This window comes from Streptomyces nidicola (assembly GCF_050106155.1).
Taxonomy (GTDB): Bacteria; Actinomycetota; Actinomycetes; order Streptomycetales; family Streptomycetaceae; genus Streptomyces.
This window is the reverse complement of record NZ_JBNBPI010000001.1, coordinates 2,413,690-2,428,391: the sequence shown is the minus strand read 5'-3', so window position 1 is coordinate 2,428,391 and position 14,702 is coordinate 2,413,690. Positions and strand designations below refer to the sequence as shown.

At 73.3% G+C, this 14,702-nt stretch carries 13 protein-coding genes; 6 read left to right on the top strand and 7 right to left on the bottom strand.

What is annotated here, in order from left to right; translation table 11 throughout:
* Nucleotides 1–23 precede the first annotated feature (23 nt).
* The 5 genes from ACOKM3_RS11180 to ACOKM3_RS11160 all read right to left on the bottom strand — a co-directional run bounded on the left by ACOKM3_RS11180 (nucleotide 24) and on the right by ACOKM3_RS11160 (nucleotide 3,534).
* Entirely contained in the window at nucleotides 24–980 is a 957-nt protein-coding gene (locus ACOKM3_RS11180; RefSeq protein WP_426899439.1) for a hypothetical protein, read from the bottom strand.
* 146 nt (nucleotides 981–1,126) lie between these two features.
* Nucleotides 1,127–1,612 (bottom strand): GNAT family N-acetyltransferase, encoded by a 486-nt coding sequence (locus ACOKM3_RS11175; protein WP_426899437.1) that lies wholly within the window; start codon nucleotides 1,610–1,612, stop codon nucleotides 1,127–1,129.
* Between the two features lie 25 nt (nucleotides 1,613–1,637).
* On the bottom strand, nucleotides 1,638–2,060 hold the full coding sequence (locus tag ACOKM3_RS11170) for an acyl-CoA thioesterase (RefSeq protein WP_426899435.1): 423 nt from the start codon (nucleotides 2,058–2,060) through the stop codon (nucleotides 1,638–1,640).
* Between the two features lie 105 nt (nucleotides 2,061–2,165).
* On the bottom strand, nucleotides 2,166–2,798 hold the full coding sequence (locus tag ACOKM3_RS11165; RefSeq protein ID WP_426899433.1) for a hypothetical protein: 633 nt from the start codon (nucleotides 2,796–2,798) through the stop codon (nucleotides 2,166–2,168).
* A gap of 142 nt (nucleotides 2,799–2,940) precedes the next feature.
* Nucleotides 2,941–3,534 carry a histidine phosphatase family protein gene (locus ACOKM3_RS11160; RefSeq protein ID WP_426899431.1) on the bottom strand — a complete coding sequence of 198 codons (594 nt, stop codon included), beginning with the start codon at nucleotides 3,532–3,534 and terminating at the stop codon, nucleotides 2,941–2,943.
* A gap of 223 nt (nucleotides 3,535–3,757) precedes the next feature.
* On the opposite strand from ACOKM3_RS11160, the gene ACOKM3_RS11155 reads away from it, so the two are divergent.
* On the top strand, nucleotides 3,758–6,691 hold the full coding sequence (locus tag ACOKM3_RS11155; RefSeq protein ID WP_426899429.1) for a DEAD/DEAH box helicase: 2,934 nt from the start codon (nucleotides 3,758–3,760) through the stop codon (nucleotides 6,689–6,691).
* Nucleotides 6,688–8,010, top strand: a complete 1,323-nt coding sequence (locus tag ACOKM3_RS11150) for an SWIM zinc finger family protein (protein ID WP_426899427.1) — start codon at nucleotides 6,688–6,690, stop codon at nucleotides 8,008–8,010. The genes ACOKM3_RS11155 and ACOKM3_RS11150 overlap by 4 nt, the downstream gene beginning before the upstream one ends.
* A 109-nt stretch (nucleotides 8,011–8,119) precedes the next feature.
* Here ACOKM3_RS11150 and ACOKM3_RS11145 read toward each other — a convergent pair whose 3' ends face one another.
* Nucleotides 8,120–8,761 (bottom strand): peptidase, encoded by a 642-nt coding sequence (locus ACOKM3_RS11145; RefSeq protein WP_426899425.1) that lies wholly within the window; start codon nucleotides 8,759–8,761, stop codon nucleotides 8,120–8,122.
* A gap of 1 nt (nucleotide 8,762) precedes the next feature.
* A complete protein-coding gene (locus ACOKM3_RS11140; protein WP_426899423.1) occupies nucleotides 8,763–9,971 on the bottom strand; it encodes a pyridoxal phosphate-dependent aminotransferase in 1,209 nt (402 codons plus the stop codon).
* 106 nt (nucleotides 9,972–10,077) lie between these two features.
* Between ACOKM3_RS11140 and ACOKM3_RS11135 the strand changes: the two genes are divergently transcribed.
* From ACOKM3_RS11135 to ACOKM3_RS11120, 4 genes are all read left to right on the top strand, one after another.
* On the top strand, nucleotides 10,078–10,722 hold the full coding sequence (locus ACOKM3_RS11135) for a winged helix-turn-helix transcriptional regulator (protein WP_426899421.1): 645 nt from the start codon (nucleotides 10,078–10,080) through the stop codon (nucleotides 10,720–10,722).
* A 257-nt stretch (nucleotides 10,723–10,979) separates the two neighbouring features.
* A complete protein-coding gene (locus ACOKM3_RS11130; RefSeq protein WP_426899419.1) occupies nucleotides 10,980–11,762 on the top strand; it encodes an MHYT domain-containing protein in 783 nt (260 codons plus the stop codon).
* Between the two features lie 108 nt (nucleotides 11,763–11,870).
* A complete protein-coding gene (locus ACOKM3_RS11125) occupies nucleotides 11,871–14,267 on the top strand; it encodes a sensor histidine kinase (RefSeq protein WP_426899417.1) in 2,397 nt (798 codons plus the stop codon).
* The gene (locus ACOKM3_RS11120; RefSeq protein ID WP_426899415.1) at nucleotides 14,264–14,701 is read left to right on the top strand and encodes a roadblock/LC7 domain-containing protein; all 438 of its coding nucleotides are present in this window, start codon (nucleotides 14,264–14,266) and stop codon (nucleotides 14,699–14,701) included. The genes ACOKM3_RS11125 and ACOKM3_RS11120 overlap by 4 nt, the downstream gene beginning before the upstream one ends.
* Nucleotide 14,702 lies beyond the last annotated feature (1 nt).

Sequence of the window (14,702 nt, the reverse complement as noted above, 5' to 3'; positions counted from 1 at the left end):
ACGGTGCCACCCCCGCTCGCGCCTCAACCGCCGCACACGGACGCCGACTTGACGAATCCGCCCAGATTCTCGTCGTCCGTGCCGAGCAGCGCCCGGCCGTCCGCGCCCGGCAGGCACTCCACCGCCTCGATCTTGCGGCCGTCGAACCTGTCCGGCGCGCTCCGCTGCGCGGCGATCCGCAGCGTCGCCGCGCTGCCCTTGGCGTTCAGCGACACCCGCCCCGCCTCGCTCACCGCAGAGGCGAACGGCCCGTCGTCCCCGGCGTCCGAGGCCGAACTCACCATGATCCGGCCGGACTTGGTAACGGAGATGTCGGAGACGTGCCGCATGTCGCCCTTCGGATAGGCCGCGCGGAACTCCGCCTTGCGTACGTTCCCGAACTCGGCCTCCCCGTACTCGTTGAAGGAGAACGGCGCCGCGAACACCGTCGCCGGGCGGCCCGTGCCCGCGCCCCGGTCCGCCCACACCGCGACCGTCTTCCCGTGGGCCGAGGTGCCGAGCGCGAAGCTCTCGAAGTCCGCGCCCTCGGGGATCGCGGGCAGCGGCGTCAGGTCGAGCACCCGAGCGGTGTCCCCGTCGACGTGCAGCCGGTACACCAGGCCCCTGCTCGCCAGCGCCATGAACTCGCCGTCCGTGCCCGGCACCGCCTCGATCGCCTCCAGGTCCTTGGGCTCCATGCCGTCCCACGCGAACGGGGTGACCTTCGTGTCCTTCGGCGCGGACGGGCGGAAGGTGACGCGGCTGATCCGCTGCTGGCCGGGCTTCTTGTTGTCGTGGACGACGAGGGCCTCAACGGCGCCGTCGCCCGCGGCCCTGCCGGAGAGCGCCAGCCCGCTGACCCCGGACGTGGCGTCGTCGCCGACCTGCTGCCAACCGCCGGTCCGCGGCGCGGATTCCGCCGGGGCGCCCGCGCGGGCGGGTGCGGCGAGGGCCAGGGTCACCAAGGCGGCGGAGAGCAGGGACTTGTGGCGCAACTGCATGGGCGGGGGCCTCTCGCGTAGGGGACGTTCGGCCGGTGCTGAGCACGAGGTTGACGCGCGTAGAAAACCGGGTCGACGGGGACCGTAGCGATCTTCGGAGTACGGGGCAAGGGGGTGGCGCCGTCCCACTGTCGGGGCAGGCCGCCTCAACGTCCGGGCAGCGCGAGCGACTTGGCGTAGAAGCGGCTGTCGTCGTACGCGCGGAACGGGCCGAACGGCGGCGTCGGGCGGTAGCCATCGGCCTCGTACAAGCCGATGGCCTCCGGCAGATGCACGCCCGTCTCCAGGACCATCCGCGTACGGCCCGCGTCCCGCGCGCTCTCCTCGAGCGCGGCCAGGATCCGGCGCGCCAGACCGCGGCCGCGCGCCCGCTCCACGACGAACATCCGCTTCAGCTCGGCGTCACCGTCCGCATAACCCTCGTCGTCGCGGTCCTGCGCGCGCCAGCCTCCGCAGGCGACCGGGTCCCCGGCGTCGTACGCGACGAGGAACAGGCCCTGCGGCGGGTCGAAGTGGGCGGGATGCAGAGCGGTGAAGTCGTCGTAGCCGAAGCGCTTTCGGTACTCGGCCTGCACCTGGTCGCTGAGCGAGACCGCGTCGGGGTGTCCGTAGGAACGGCTGCGGATGTCCATGGGCGGGGGAGCGGCGGTGCGCCGGTCAGAGGCCGAGGACGGCCGGGGCGGAAGCCAGCTCCTTGAAGATCTCCCCCGGATTCTTCACCAGCTTGCGCTCGGAGAGGTCCATGACGCCGCTCACCGCGGACACCTCGGCCGCCACCGTGCCGTCCGCCTTGCGGATCGACTGGTGGACGCGGAACACCTTGCCGTCGCCGAACTCGAAGGCGCAGCTCACGTCGACGACCTCGCCCGCGCGCAGTTCCCGCAGATAGCGGATGTTCGTCTCCAGGACGACCGGACCGACCCCGCGGCCGAGCAGCGCCCTGTCGTCGAGGCCGGCGCGCTGCAGGAACGACCAGCGCGCGTGCTCCGCGTACTGCAGATAGACGGCCTGGTTGAGGTGTCCGTTGACGTCGATCTCGTACCCGCGCACCTCGACCGGCACGGAAAACTGCTCTGCCACGACGTTCCTCTCGATGGGGGCGTTGTGCCGATCATGCCAACAGACGGGCGGGGGAGGGGATTCCGGCCGCCGTGAGGTGCGTTACGCACGTCTGGGCGACGCCGGTCACGCACGTCTGGGCGACGCCAGGAGATAGCGGGCCCCGGCGCGCGCCTGCGCGTGCTCGCTCACCTGCCAGCCCGCTTCCCGCAGCGCCGCCGCGCACGCCGCGAGCCCGTCCGGCTCCGGATGCTGTACGGCGACGGCCTCCGGCTGCGGGGTGTCCACCACGCGATAACCGGGCGAGGTCTCGGCGGCCGGCGGGCAGCCCGCCGCTTCCAGTGCGAGCGCGGCGGAGGGCGCGAGCCGGCCCCGCTCCCAGGCGCACGGCCGGTCCGTCGCGCCGTCCGGGTTGGTCATCCGGCGTATCTCCAGCAGGCCCTGCCACGCCGTCCGCACCTCGCGCGCCCGCGCGGGGCCCGTGTCGGCCTCCGGCTCCCCGCCGAGCCGGGCGGCGAACAGACCGCCTGTCTCGGCCGGTTCACCGGGTGGCTCGGTGGTCGGTGGCCCGTCCCCGGCCTCGCGCACCCGGTGCCCCGCCGGCGTCAGGAAGTGGTCGTGCGGGGGACGCGGGTGCCGGAACGCCAGCTTCAGCACGACGAGCCGGGCCAGCAGGGCCGGGCTGCCGGAGACCCGGCCGGTCTCCGGATCGGCGGCCTCGATGACGCGGCGCTGCGCGGCAGTCGGCGGTCTGGTCACGGCGTGCCTCCCGTCCGGTGCTCCCTCGACCTGGCCACCGGCCGGGCTCCCCGACCGGTGGTTCTCCCTCTCCAGTCGATGGTGCCCGACGGGTCTGACAACGGGCCGGGGCGAGCGGGGCGGATGAGCGGGGCGGCCGGGCTCAGGGCCGCAGGTTCCAGCCGGAGATCACCGGTCTGCCGTGCTCGAAGGTGAGGCGGCTGACCGTGCCCGTCGACAGCAGGAAGTGCGAGCCGCCCGACGGCGGCAGGCCGAGGCGCCGCGCGGTCAGGACGCGCAGGAAGTGGCTGTGCGACACGAGGACGACGCTGCCTTCGTAGTTGGAGAGCGCCGCGTCGACCTTGGAGAGCATCCGGTCGGCCCGCTCGCCCACCTGCTCCGGTGTCTCACCGGGATGCTCGGGCGGGCCCGGCGGCACCCCGTCGTCGAAGAGATACCAGTCGGGCCGGGTGCGCTGGATCTCCCGGGTGGTGACGCCCTCGTACGCGCCGTAGTCCCACTCGTGCAGGTCCGAGTCGACGGTGTAGCGCGTGAGTCCTGCGAGCTCGGCGGTCTCGCGGGTGCGCTGGAGGGGGCTCACGAAGACCGCCCCGATGTGGTAGCTGCCGACGAGGGGCGCGACGCGGCGCGCCTCCTCCCGGCCGTTGTCGGTGAGCGGGATGTCCGTGAGGCCGGTGTGCTGCCCGGTCAGGGCCCATTCGGTCTCGCCGTGGCGGACGAGAAGCAGATCACCCAAGGTTCGCGCCTGTTCGCTTGGAGGTGGGCAGAGGCACGGCCATTGTCCCCGGCCGGGGGCGTGCGGGCCCGGCGGGAGGGTCGGACCGGGCGGGTCCGGGTACCGGGGGCCGGGCGCCGGGGGCCGGGCCCGGGCATGGGATCAAGGATTGTCAGACCCGCCCCGTAAGGTCTTAGGGGTCATCGAGACGTGAGCGGAGAGTGGGAAGGGAGGTGGCGCGTCCGTGCTGGAGCTGTCGGGTGTCCCGCTGAGCGCCGCCGCCGTCTTCCTGCCCGATCCGCTGCCGCGCGCGGGGCGGATCGCCTTCTGGTCCCCGGACGCGCCGGACACTGCGGAGGGGCAGGACGGGCCGGGCGGGCAGGGCTGGGCGGGCTGGTCGGGCCTTCCGGGGGCCGACGGCGAGCTGACCCTCGTGCGCTCGCACGGCTCCACCGTGCGCAGCCACAAGGTTCCCGCCCTCGTAGTGCCGGTCCTCGACGCGCTGCCGCTGCTGCTGCGGGCCCGCCGCACCCGGGGCGCCCACCCGGCGGCCGCCGCCTGGGGCGCGGCCGCGGCGCACGCGCTGCACCTGGTGGCGCGGGGTCGCCTGCTGCCGGGCCTCACGGCCTCCGACCACGACGCGTGGCGCGCGGGCCCGCTCGACGAGGACGACGTGGCGCAGGTGCGGGGCATCGCCGCCGCCCTGCCGCCCGAGGGGTACGCGACGCCGGTGCCGGGGAGCAGGCCGCTGCGGGTCCCGCAGCCGGAGGCACTGGTGCGGGCGCTGCTCGACGCGGTGGCGGACGCGCTGCCGCGCACCCCGGCCGCGGCGCACGCGGCGGGCGCACCGTTCGCGGCGGTGGCGGCCCAGCACATTCCGCGGGCCCGCCCCTGGGCGGTCGAGGCGGCGGCCGGTCTCGACGCGGGCGTGAAGGTGTCGCTGCGGCTCGACCTGTCGCAGTACGCACTGTTCGACGGGGACGGATTCGACGGGGAGGAAGAGGCGGAGTCGGGGTCCGAAGAAGGCGCGGGCGCGCGCCGCGCGGGCGCCGCCATCGTCCAGGTGCACAGCCTCGCCGACCCCACGCGCGTGGTCGACGCCGCAGGACTGTGGGCCGGCGAGGCCGGTGAGCACTTCGGGCCGCGCGCCCGGATCGACGCCGTCCTCGCGGTGCGGCGGGCCGCGCTCGCCTGGCCGCCGCTCGGCCGCCTCCTGGAGCAGGACGTGCCGGACGTGCTGGCCCTGTCCGACAGCGAGCTGACGGACCTGCTCGGGCCCGGCGCCGCGCGCCTCGCCAAGGCCGGTGTCATCCTGCACTGGCCGCGCGACATCGCCCGTTCCCTCACCGCGACCGCCGTGGTCCGCGCGCAGGCCGCGCCCGGCTCGGCGACCGACGGGACACCGTTCTTCGACAGCGAGGAACTGCTGAAGTTCAACTGGCAGGTGGCGCTCGACGGGGACCCGCTGACCGAGCGCGAGATGGACCTGCTCGCCGAGTCGCACCGCGCGGTGGTTCGGCTGCGCGACCAGTGGGTGGTCGTCGACCCCGACCTCGTCCGCAAGGCCCGCAAGCGGGAGTTGGGCCTGCTGGAGCCCGTCGACGCGCTGGCCGTCGCGCTGACCGGCGAGACCGAGATCGACGGGGAGCGGGTCGCGGCCGTGCCCGCGGGCCGCCTCGCCGAGCTGCGCGACCGGCTCACCCGGGGCATCGAGACGGTCGAGCCGCCCGAGGGCCTGCACGCGACGCTGCGCGACTACCAACTGCGCGGCCTGGCCTGGCTCGACCTCATGACCTCGCTCGGCCTCGGCGGCTGCCTCGCCGACGACATGGGCCTCGGCAAGACCGTCACGCTCATCGCGCTGCACCTGCGCCGCGCCAGGCCCGCGCCCACGCTCGTCGTCTGCCCCGCGTCGCTGCTCGGCAACTGGCAGCGGGAGATCGAGCGGTTCGCCCCCGGCGTCCCGGTGCGCCGCTTCCACGGCGTGGACCGCGCGCTGACCGGCGTCGAGGGCGGCTTCGTCCTCACCACGTACGGCACCCTGCGCACCCGCGCCGCCGAACTCGCGGGACACACCTGGGGCATGGTCGTGGCCGACGAGGCGCAGCACGTGAAGAACCCCAACTCGGCGACGGCGAAGGCGCTGCGCACGATCGAGACCCCCGCGCGCGTGGCGCTCACCGGCACTCCGGTGGAGAACGACCTGTCCGAGCTGTGGGCCCTGCTCGACTGGACGACCCCCGGGCTGCTCGGTCCGCTCAAGGCGTTCCGCGCCCGGCACGCGCGCGTGGTCGAGGGCGAGGTCCCGTTGCAGGGCCAGGGCGGGACGAACCCGGAGGCGATCGAGCGCCTCGCCCGGCTGGTGCGCCCGTTCATCCTGCGCCGCAAGAAGTCCGACCCCGGCATCGTCCCCGAACTGCCCCCGAAGACCGAGTCCGACCATCCCGCGCCGCTCACCCGCGAGCAGGTGTCGCTCTACGAAGCCGTGGTGCGCGAGTCGATGGCGCAGATCGAGGAGGCGGAGGGCATCGGCAGGCGCGGCCTCATCATGAAGCTGCTCACGTCGCTGAAGCAGATCTGCAACCACCCGGCGCAGTACCTCAAGGAGGGCCAGGGCGACGGTTCCCGGCCGCGCCTGGCGGGCCGCTCCGGCAAACTCGCCCTCCTGGACGAGCTGTTGGACACGATCGTGGCCGAGGACGGAGCGGTACTCGTCTTCACCCAGTACGTGTCCATGGCCAAGCTGCTCGCCACGCACCTGACCACCCGCGGCATCCCCAGCCAGCTGCTGCACGGCGGGAGCACGATCGTCGAGCGGGAGCGCATGGTCGACCGTTTCCAGTCCGGCGAGGTGCCCGTCTTCCTGCTCTCCCTGAAGGCGGCCGGTACCGGACTCAACCTCACGCGCGCGGGGCACGTGATCCACTTCGACCGGTGGTGGAACCCGGCCGTGGAGGAGCAGGCCACCGACCGTGCTTACCGCATCGGGCAGACGCAGCCGGTGCAGGTCCACCGGCTCATCACCGAGGGCACGGTGGAGGACCGGATCGCCGAACTGCTCGCCACCAAGCGGGCGTTGGCGGACGCGGTGCTCGGCACCGGCGAGGCGGCGCTCACCGAGCTGACCGACCGGGAGCTCACGGACCTCGTGACGCTGCGCAGGGAGGCGACGCGATGAGCCCGACGCGCAGGCCCACCAGGACGCACCGGCCGCACGTGCCGGGTCGCGCGGGCGCGGACGAGCAGGCGCGGGCCCGGCACCTGGACGCGCGCCGCACGTTCCCGCCGCTGCCTCCGCGCGCCGAGCCGGGCGGCGGCTTCGCCCTGACGTGGTGGGGCAACGCGTGGGTGGACGCCCTGGAGGACTCGGCCCTCGACCAGGGCCGCCTGGCCCGTGGCCGCGCCTACGCGGACCGGGGGCATGTCGACGCGATCACGGTCACGCCGGGCCGCGTCGTCGCCTACGTGCACGGCTCGCGCCCCCGCCCCTACCGGGCCGAACTGCGCCTGCGCACCCTGCCGGACGAGGCGTGGGACCGCTTCCTGGGCACGGCCGCGGCCCGCCCCGAGCACCTGGCGTCGCTCCTGGACAAGGACGTGCCGCACGCGCTGGCGGCGGCCGCCGATCTGCTGCCCACGGTCGACGACCTCGTCCCCGAGTGCACCTGCCCGGACCGGGGCCACCCCTGCAAGCACGCGGCGGCGCTCTGCTACCAGACGGCCCGGATCCTCGACGAGGACCCGTTCGTGCTGTTCCTGTTGCGCGGCCGCGGCGAGCAGGAGCTGCTGCGGGCGCTGACCCGGCGCAGCTCGGTGCACGAGGCGGAGGAGCGGTCCAAGGCGCGGGCCCCCGAGCTCGACTCGCTCCCGGCGAAGGACGCGTACGCGGGCGTCCGGGACGGTCAACTGCCGCCGCTTCCACCGGAGTTCCCGGCGCCGCGGTACCCCGAGCGCCCGCCCTCCTACCCGCAGGCGCCGGACGCCCCCGACCCGCTCGCGCTCGACCTCCTCGCCACGGAGGCGGGTGTCCGCGCCCACGCGCTGCTCACCACCGGCACGGACCCGATCGCGCCGCTCTCCCCGTGGCAGGACGCGGTCCGCCTCGCCGCGGCCCACCCCGGTTCGGGGCTCACGGCGGCGACCCGCGCGCTGTACGCGTCGCTGTCCCGTGGCACCGGGCGTACGCCCACCGATCTGGCGCGTGCGGTCGCCGCCTGGCGCCAGGGCGGGCCGGAAGGCCTCTCGGTCCTGGAGGAGGAGTGGGACCCGCCGGCGGGCCCCTTCGACCGCGCCCGCCCCGCGCTCCTGGCCATGGGCCACCCGGACTTCCGGCCCCACCGCAACCATCTGTCGACGCCGTCCGTCCAGCTGCGGCTGGGCCGCGACGGCTGGTGGTACGGGTATGAGTCCGAGCCGGACCGCGACGACTGGTGGCCCCGAGGCGAGCCGGGCCGCGACCCGGTGTCGGCGCTGGAATCCCTACTGGGCGGCGGCTGACCCAGGGGCCCGGCCCCCGTTCCCCCGGCCACGGGACTCCGCCCCGGCCCCCGCGCCTCAAATGTCGGCGGGTCTGGAAAGGTCGGGGCTCCGCCCCAGCCCCCGCGCCTCATTCACCGGCGGGACTGGATTGGGCCAGTGACATGCCGCGCCCGGCGAAGAACTTCCCGAAGTGTTCCGCCGGGAGGTCCGCCGTGCGGGTCGAGGCGTCTGTGCCCGAGGGGTTGTGGAAGTGGTAGCCGGAGCCGTCCGGGGTGCGGGACGTGACGAGGACCAGGTGGCCGCCGCGGCCGGGAGCCGGCTCGTGCGGGCGGCGGATGGCGTAGTGCACGGAGGCGATGACCAGGCGGCCCGCGTCGAGCAGTTCGCCGATCTCGTCCGTGCGCAGCGCCCGGTGCACCGCCGCGTCGACGCCGTGCACCTCCCGTACGTACTCCACCGCGGGCGCGTAGATCATGCCGCGGATCTCACCCTCGGCGTCCACCCGGTACGCGCCGAACTTCAGCGCCCCGTCTCGCAGTTCGAAGAGCGAAGGGGCGCCGGGGCCGAGCGCCATGCGCAGGCACGTCGCCCCGCACAGGTGCCCGCACCAGCGCGCGTAGTCCTCGACCGTCGCCGCGCCCGACTGCCGCCACGCGGGATCCCGCGCCCGGTCGAAGCGTCCGGACACGATGGGCCCGACCAGGTCGGGGGAGGCGAACTGGGTGTGGCTGGAGTGCCCACAGGTGCTGCACGTTGTCGAAGTGATCACGTCACTGACGGTATCCGCTCAGGAAGCGCCCGATCCGGCTGATCGCGGCATCGAGATCGTCGGCGTACGGCAGGGTGAGGATGCGGAAGTGGTCCGGGGTCGGCCAGTTGAAGCCGGTGCCCTGGACCACCTGGATCTTCTCGCGGAGCAGCAGGTCGAGGACGAACTTCTCGTCGTCCACGATCTTGTGCACCGCCGGGTCGATGCGCGGGAAGGCGTACAGCGCGCCCTTGGGCTTCACGCAGCTGACGCCGGGGATCTCGTTCAGCTTCTCCCACGCCTTGTCGCGCTGCTCCAGCAGCCGCCCGCCGGGCGCGGTGAGTTCACGGATCGACTGGCGGCCGCCGAGCGCGGCCTGGATGGCGTACTGGGCGGGCGCGTTCGGGCACAGGCGCATGGAGGCGAGCATGTTCAGGCCCTCCAGGTAGTTGCGCGCGTGCTGCTGCGGGCCCGTGACCACCATCCAGCCGGAGCGGAACCCGGCGACCCGGTAGGTCTTCGACAAGCCGGAGAAGGTCAGGACGACGAGGTCGGGGGCGAGGGTCGCGGCGGTGTGGTGCACCGCGTCGTCGTAGAGGATCTGGTCGTAGATCTCGTCGGCGAAGACCATGAGGCCGTGGCGGCGGGCCAGGTCTAGGATGCCCTCGATGATTTCCTTCGGATACACCGCGCCCGTCGGGTTGTTCGGGTTGATGATGACGACCGCCTTCGTGCGGTCGGTGATCTTCGACTCCATGTCGGCGAGGTCCGGGTACCAGTCCGACTGCTCGTCGCAGAGATAGTGGACGGCCCTGCCGCCGGAGAGCGTGGTGACGGCGGTCCAGAGGGGGAAGTCCGGGGCGGGGATGAGGACTTCGTCGCCGTCCTCCAGGAGCGCCTGGATCGCCATCGAGACCAGTTCGGACACGCCGTTGCCGAGAAAGACGTCATCCACGCCGACGTCCAGGCCGAGCGCCTGGTAGCGCTGGGCGACGGCGCGGCGCGCGGAGAGGATGCCGCGCGAGTCCGTGTAGCCGTGCGCCTGCGGGAGCATCCGGATCATGTCCTGGACGATCTCCTCCGGCGCCTCGAAGCCGAACAGGGCCGGGTTGCCGGTGTTCAGGCGCAGCACGCTGTGGCCCGCCTCCTCAAGCGCGTTGGCGTGCTCGATCACCGGGCCGCGGATCTCGTAACAGACCTCGCTCAGCTTGCTCGACTGCCGGAACTCCATGCGCTTGCCCTCCAGGCGGACCAGGTGCCACTGTGCTGAACCGTTGTTGCTTGGTTTTACCAAGTGGGTGCTTGGAAAGTCCAACAAGTTGCATAGACTGCGCGTCATGCCACGCCGAAGTTACGACCAGTACTGCGCCGCAGCCCGTGCCCTCGACGTCGTCGGAGACCGCTGGACCCTGCTGATCGTGCGCGAACTCCTCGCCGGGGCGCGCCGCTACACGGACCTGCACGCCGATCTGCCGGGCGTGAGTACGGACATGCTGGCCACGCGTCTGAAGGGCATGGAGCGGGACGGGATCGCCGTGCGCCGCCGGCTGCCCGCGCCCGCTTCTGTGTATGTGTACGAACTCACGCCGCGCGGACGGCAGTTGCTGCCCGTGCTGCAGGCGCTGGGGGAGTGGGGTGCGCCGGCTCTCGCCGAGCGGCGGCCCACCGACGCGGTGCGGGCGCACTGGCTGGCGGTGCCCTTGTCCCGGCAGTTGGAGGGGCTGGGGGAGTCGGGCGCGGTGGAGGTCCGGGTCGACGAGGGCGTGTTCCATGTGCGGTTGGGCGGGGAGCCCGTATGTCCCGTATATGGGGACGGGGCGTACCCGGACGGGGAGCCGGACGCGCGGCTGACCCTGGAGGCCGAGGCGTGCGGCGAGGTCGCCCGCGGCGCGGTCGGCCTGGTCGAGGCGGTGCGCGACGGGCGCGTGGCCGTGACCGGTGAGGGCGCGCTGGCGAAGGCGCTGCGCGGCGGCACCTCCTGAAACCTCTCCACATAGGCGTCCCGCGAGGAACGGCGGCAATGTCCGGACCGTCCCGAGGCGCGGCGTGACAAGAGTCGCAACATCATCCGCGGTCACAGGAAGCGCCACTTTGTGAAGGCCCCATGAACTCGGGCTCTACTGCTTGGTAACCCCTCTCATCCAGGCCAATTACCGCTCTGATCAAGCCGTGACATGCGTGTTAGCGTCCCGGTCGACCGGGGGGCCGATGTGAAGACTGAGAGGGACCCGTAGCGAATATGGGGCACATGCACCACATGACGGGCGGCTGGATCACTCCGCTCCTGTCGTACGTGATGGCCGTCGTGGGATCCGCTCTGGGTCTGCGCTGCACCGCACGCGCCCAGGCGGCCGGACGGAGATCCAAGCGGAACTGGCTGCTCACCGCGTCCGTCGCGATCGGCGCCGGTATCTGGACGATGCACTTCATCGCGATGCTCGGCTACGCCGTCGACGGCACCGCGATCCGCTACGACATCCCCCTCACCCTGCTGAGCCTTCTCGTGGCGATCCTGGTGGTCGGCGCGGGCATGTTCGTCGCCGGGTACGGCAGGTCGCGCGCCCTCTCCGTCCTGCTCGGCGGACTCGGCACCGGTCTCGGCGTCGCCGCGATGCACTACATCGGCATGTCGGCGGTGCGGCTCAACGGGTCCCTCTCCTACGACCCGGTGCTCGTGGCCGTCTCCGTGGTGATCGCCGTCGTCGCCGCGTCCGCCGCGCTGTGGGCCGCGCTGTCCGTGCGCGGACCCGTGGTCGCCGCCGTCGCCGCCCTCGTGATGGGCCTCGCGGTGAGCAGCATGCACTACACCGGAATGGCCGCCGTGAAGGTCGGCGTGCACCCCGGAACCGCGCCGCTGCCCGGCGCCACCGCGACCGCGTTCATCCTGCCGCTGGCCGTCGTGCTCGGCTCGTTCCTCTTCCTCACCTGCGCCTTCGTCGCCCTGTCGCCGACGGCCGACGAGCGCGCGCGGAGCGAGGCCGCGGCCCGCCCGCTGCATGAGGTCGAACTGCCCGCCACGTAGGGCGTGCCCGCTACGTAGGGCGTGCCCGCTACGTAGGCGTGCCCGTCACGTAGGCGCGTTCCCCACCCCCACCACACCACTCAGGTCCGGCCGAGGAGCTGTCCCCCCATGCCCGCGCGCTTTCCGCTGCCCGAACGGCTGCGCTCCAAATCGATCAGAGCCAAGGTCGTCACCCTGCTCACGGTCCCCGTCGTCTCCGTGATGGCGCTGTGGGGCCACGCCGCGGTGACCACGGCGTCCCAGATATCCGACAAGGAACAGCTGAAAGAGGTGAACTCGGCGCTCGTCACGCCGATTTCACGGTTCACCGTCGCCGTGCAGGACGAGCGCGCGGCCGCGATGAAGTACCGCGCCGCACACGACGCCGCCACGCGGCGGCAGTTCACCGGCTCAACGGCCCGTACGGACAAGGCAGTTGCCGCCCTCAACGCGGGCCTGCGCTCCATCAGCACCGACCTCGCCGACCTCGACGCGTCGCTGCCCGACCGCATCCAGAAGCTGAAGTTCAGCGCCGACTCGCTGTCCGGACCGCGCCAGAAGGCCGGGGCGCGGGGCGGCACGGAGGCCATCGGCGGATACGACACCGCGGTCCAGCGGGCCCTGTCCGTACGGGCGGGACTCGCAGCGGCCGACAGCGACACCGCTCGTACGCTGCTCCAACTCGCCCGCGCACGCGATGCGTTGAGCCGCCAGGACGCACTGCTCGGCGCCGCGCACGCGGCCGACGGGGAGATGACGGCCGGCCAGTACCGCGACTTCGTGGGCGACGTGGCGGTGCAGCGCAGCCTCACCGAGGCCGCGCTGCCCGAGCTGTCGGGCCGGGACGCCGACGCGTTCCGTGCCGCGCTCGGCACCGCGGGCGCCGAGGACCTGAGCCACGTGCAGGACATGGTCCTCGCCGCGGGCGCGCGGAACGCCGCCGACGCGGTGCCCGCCGGGCGCTGGCAGTCGGACGTGCGGTCCACACTGACCGCCCTGGACAAGGCCGAGTCGCGCGCGATCGACGAGGCCGCGGGCGCCGAGCCGTACTCCCTTTCCTCCCTCGGCAGTTCGGGCATCGCCGTGCTCCTCGGTCTGCTCGGTGTGATCGTGTCGCTGCTGCTCTCCGTACGCATCGGGCGCGGCCTCGTCGCCGACCTCACGGGGCTGCGCGACGCGGCGCTCGACATGGCGGCGACGCGGCTGCCCGCCTCCATGCGGCGGATCCACAACGGCGAGGATGTCGACCTCGACAAGGAGGCGCCGCTCGACGAGACGCCGCACAGCGACGAGGTCGGGCAGGTCGGCGCGGCCCTCACCACCGTGCAGCGCGCGGCGCTGCGGGCGGTCGCGGACCGGGCGGCGGTCCTCACGGGTGTCTCCGGTGTGTACGTGTCGTTGGCCCGGCGCAGCCAGGTGCTGCTGCACCGTCAGCTCGACCTTCTCGACGCGATGGAGCGTCGTACGGAGGACCCCACGGACCTCGAAGACCTGTTCCGCATCGACCACTTGACCACGCGCATGCGGCGGCACGCCGAGTCGCTGCTGATCCTCTCCGGGTCGGCTCCGGGGCGTGCCTGGCGCAATCCGGTGCCGCTGATCGACGCGATCCGGGCGGGGCTCGCGGAGACGCCCGACTTCGACCGGGTCCAGCTCCAGGACATCCCCGACCTTCTCCTCGCGGGGTCGGCCGTGGCCGACGTGGTCCATCTCGTCGCCGAACTCGCCGAGAACGCCTCGGCGTTCTCGCCGCCGCACACGCCTGTGGTGGTGCGTGGCGAGCCGGTAGGCGCGGGTGCCTGTCTGGAGATCGAGGACCGGGGCCTCGGCATGAGCGACGAGGCGCTCGCCGACGCCAACGCGCGTATCAACGCCAGCGACATCGACCTGCTCGACTCCCGCAAGCTCGGGCTCTTCGTGGTCAACCGGCTCTCCGAGCGCCAGCACCTGGACGTCACGCTTCGGCGCTCCATCTACGGGGGCATCACCGCGGTCGTCTTCATCCCGCAGAACCTTCTGGAGTCGCCCCTCCGGCAGGTCAAGGCCGACCGCCCCCCGCCCCGGGGCTCCGCCCCGGACCCCGCGCCTCAAACGCCGGCGGGGCTGGAATTGCCCACCCGCCGCCGGCAAACGGACGGGCCTGAAGCGCAGCCGCAGCCTTCCCGCCTTGGGCAATCTGCCGCCTTGGGCGGCAGGGTGGGCAAGGCGGCACCCCGGCACGGCGCGCCCCCCACGGAAGGCGCCGACCCCGGCACGGCGGAGACCCCGGCGCAGCACGCGCACACCCCGGACCCCGGCCCGGACGGGCTTCCGCGGCGTGTGCGGCAGACCAATATCGCGCCGGAGCTGCGCGACAACGCCCCCGCGCCGGACGAGCGGCAGGACCCCAACGGGCCCGGAACCACCACCCGTTCGCCGGAGGCCGCCCGCGCCACCATGACGTCACTGAGCTCGGGCCGCAGGCGCGCCCGCGCCGCCCGCGAGGAAGGCGGCCCCGCCGCCCCGAACGACGGAGGACCCCGATGACCCCGACGTACAACGTCACCGGCCTCGGCGACACCGGCGGCGCCATGAGCATCGACTGGCTCCTCGACGAACTGGCCGCCCGCGTCTCCGAGGTCCACCACGTGGTCATGCTCTCCGGCGACGGCCTCTGCGTCGGCGCCTCCACCGGCCTCGGCCGCGACGAGTCGGAGCGCTTCTGCGCGATCGCCTCCGGCTTCCACTCGCTCGCCAAGGGCGCGGGCCGCCACTTCGACGCGGGCGGCGTCGTCCAGACGATGGTCGAACTCGAGGGCGGCTTCCTGTTCGTGGTCGCCGCGGGCGAGGGCTCCTGCCTCGCCGTGTTCACCGACGGACACGCCGACATCGGCCTCGTCGCGTACGAGATGGCGCTGCTCGTGGACCGCGTACGCGAACACCTCGGCGTACCGACCCGCTCGGACGGCGATGCCCCGTGAA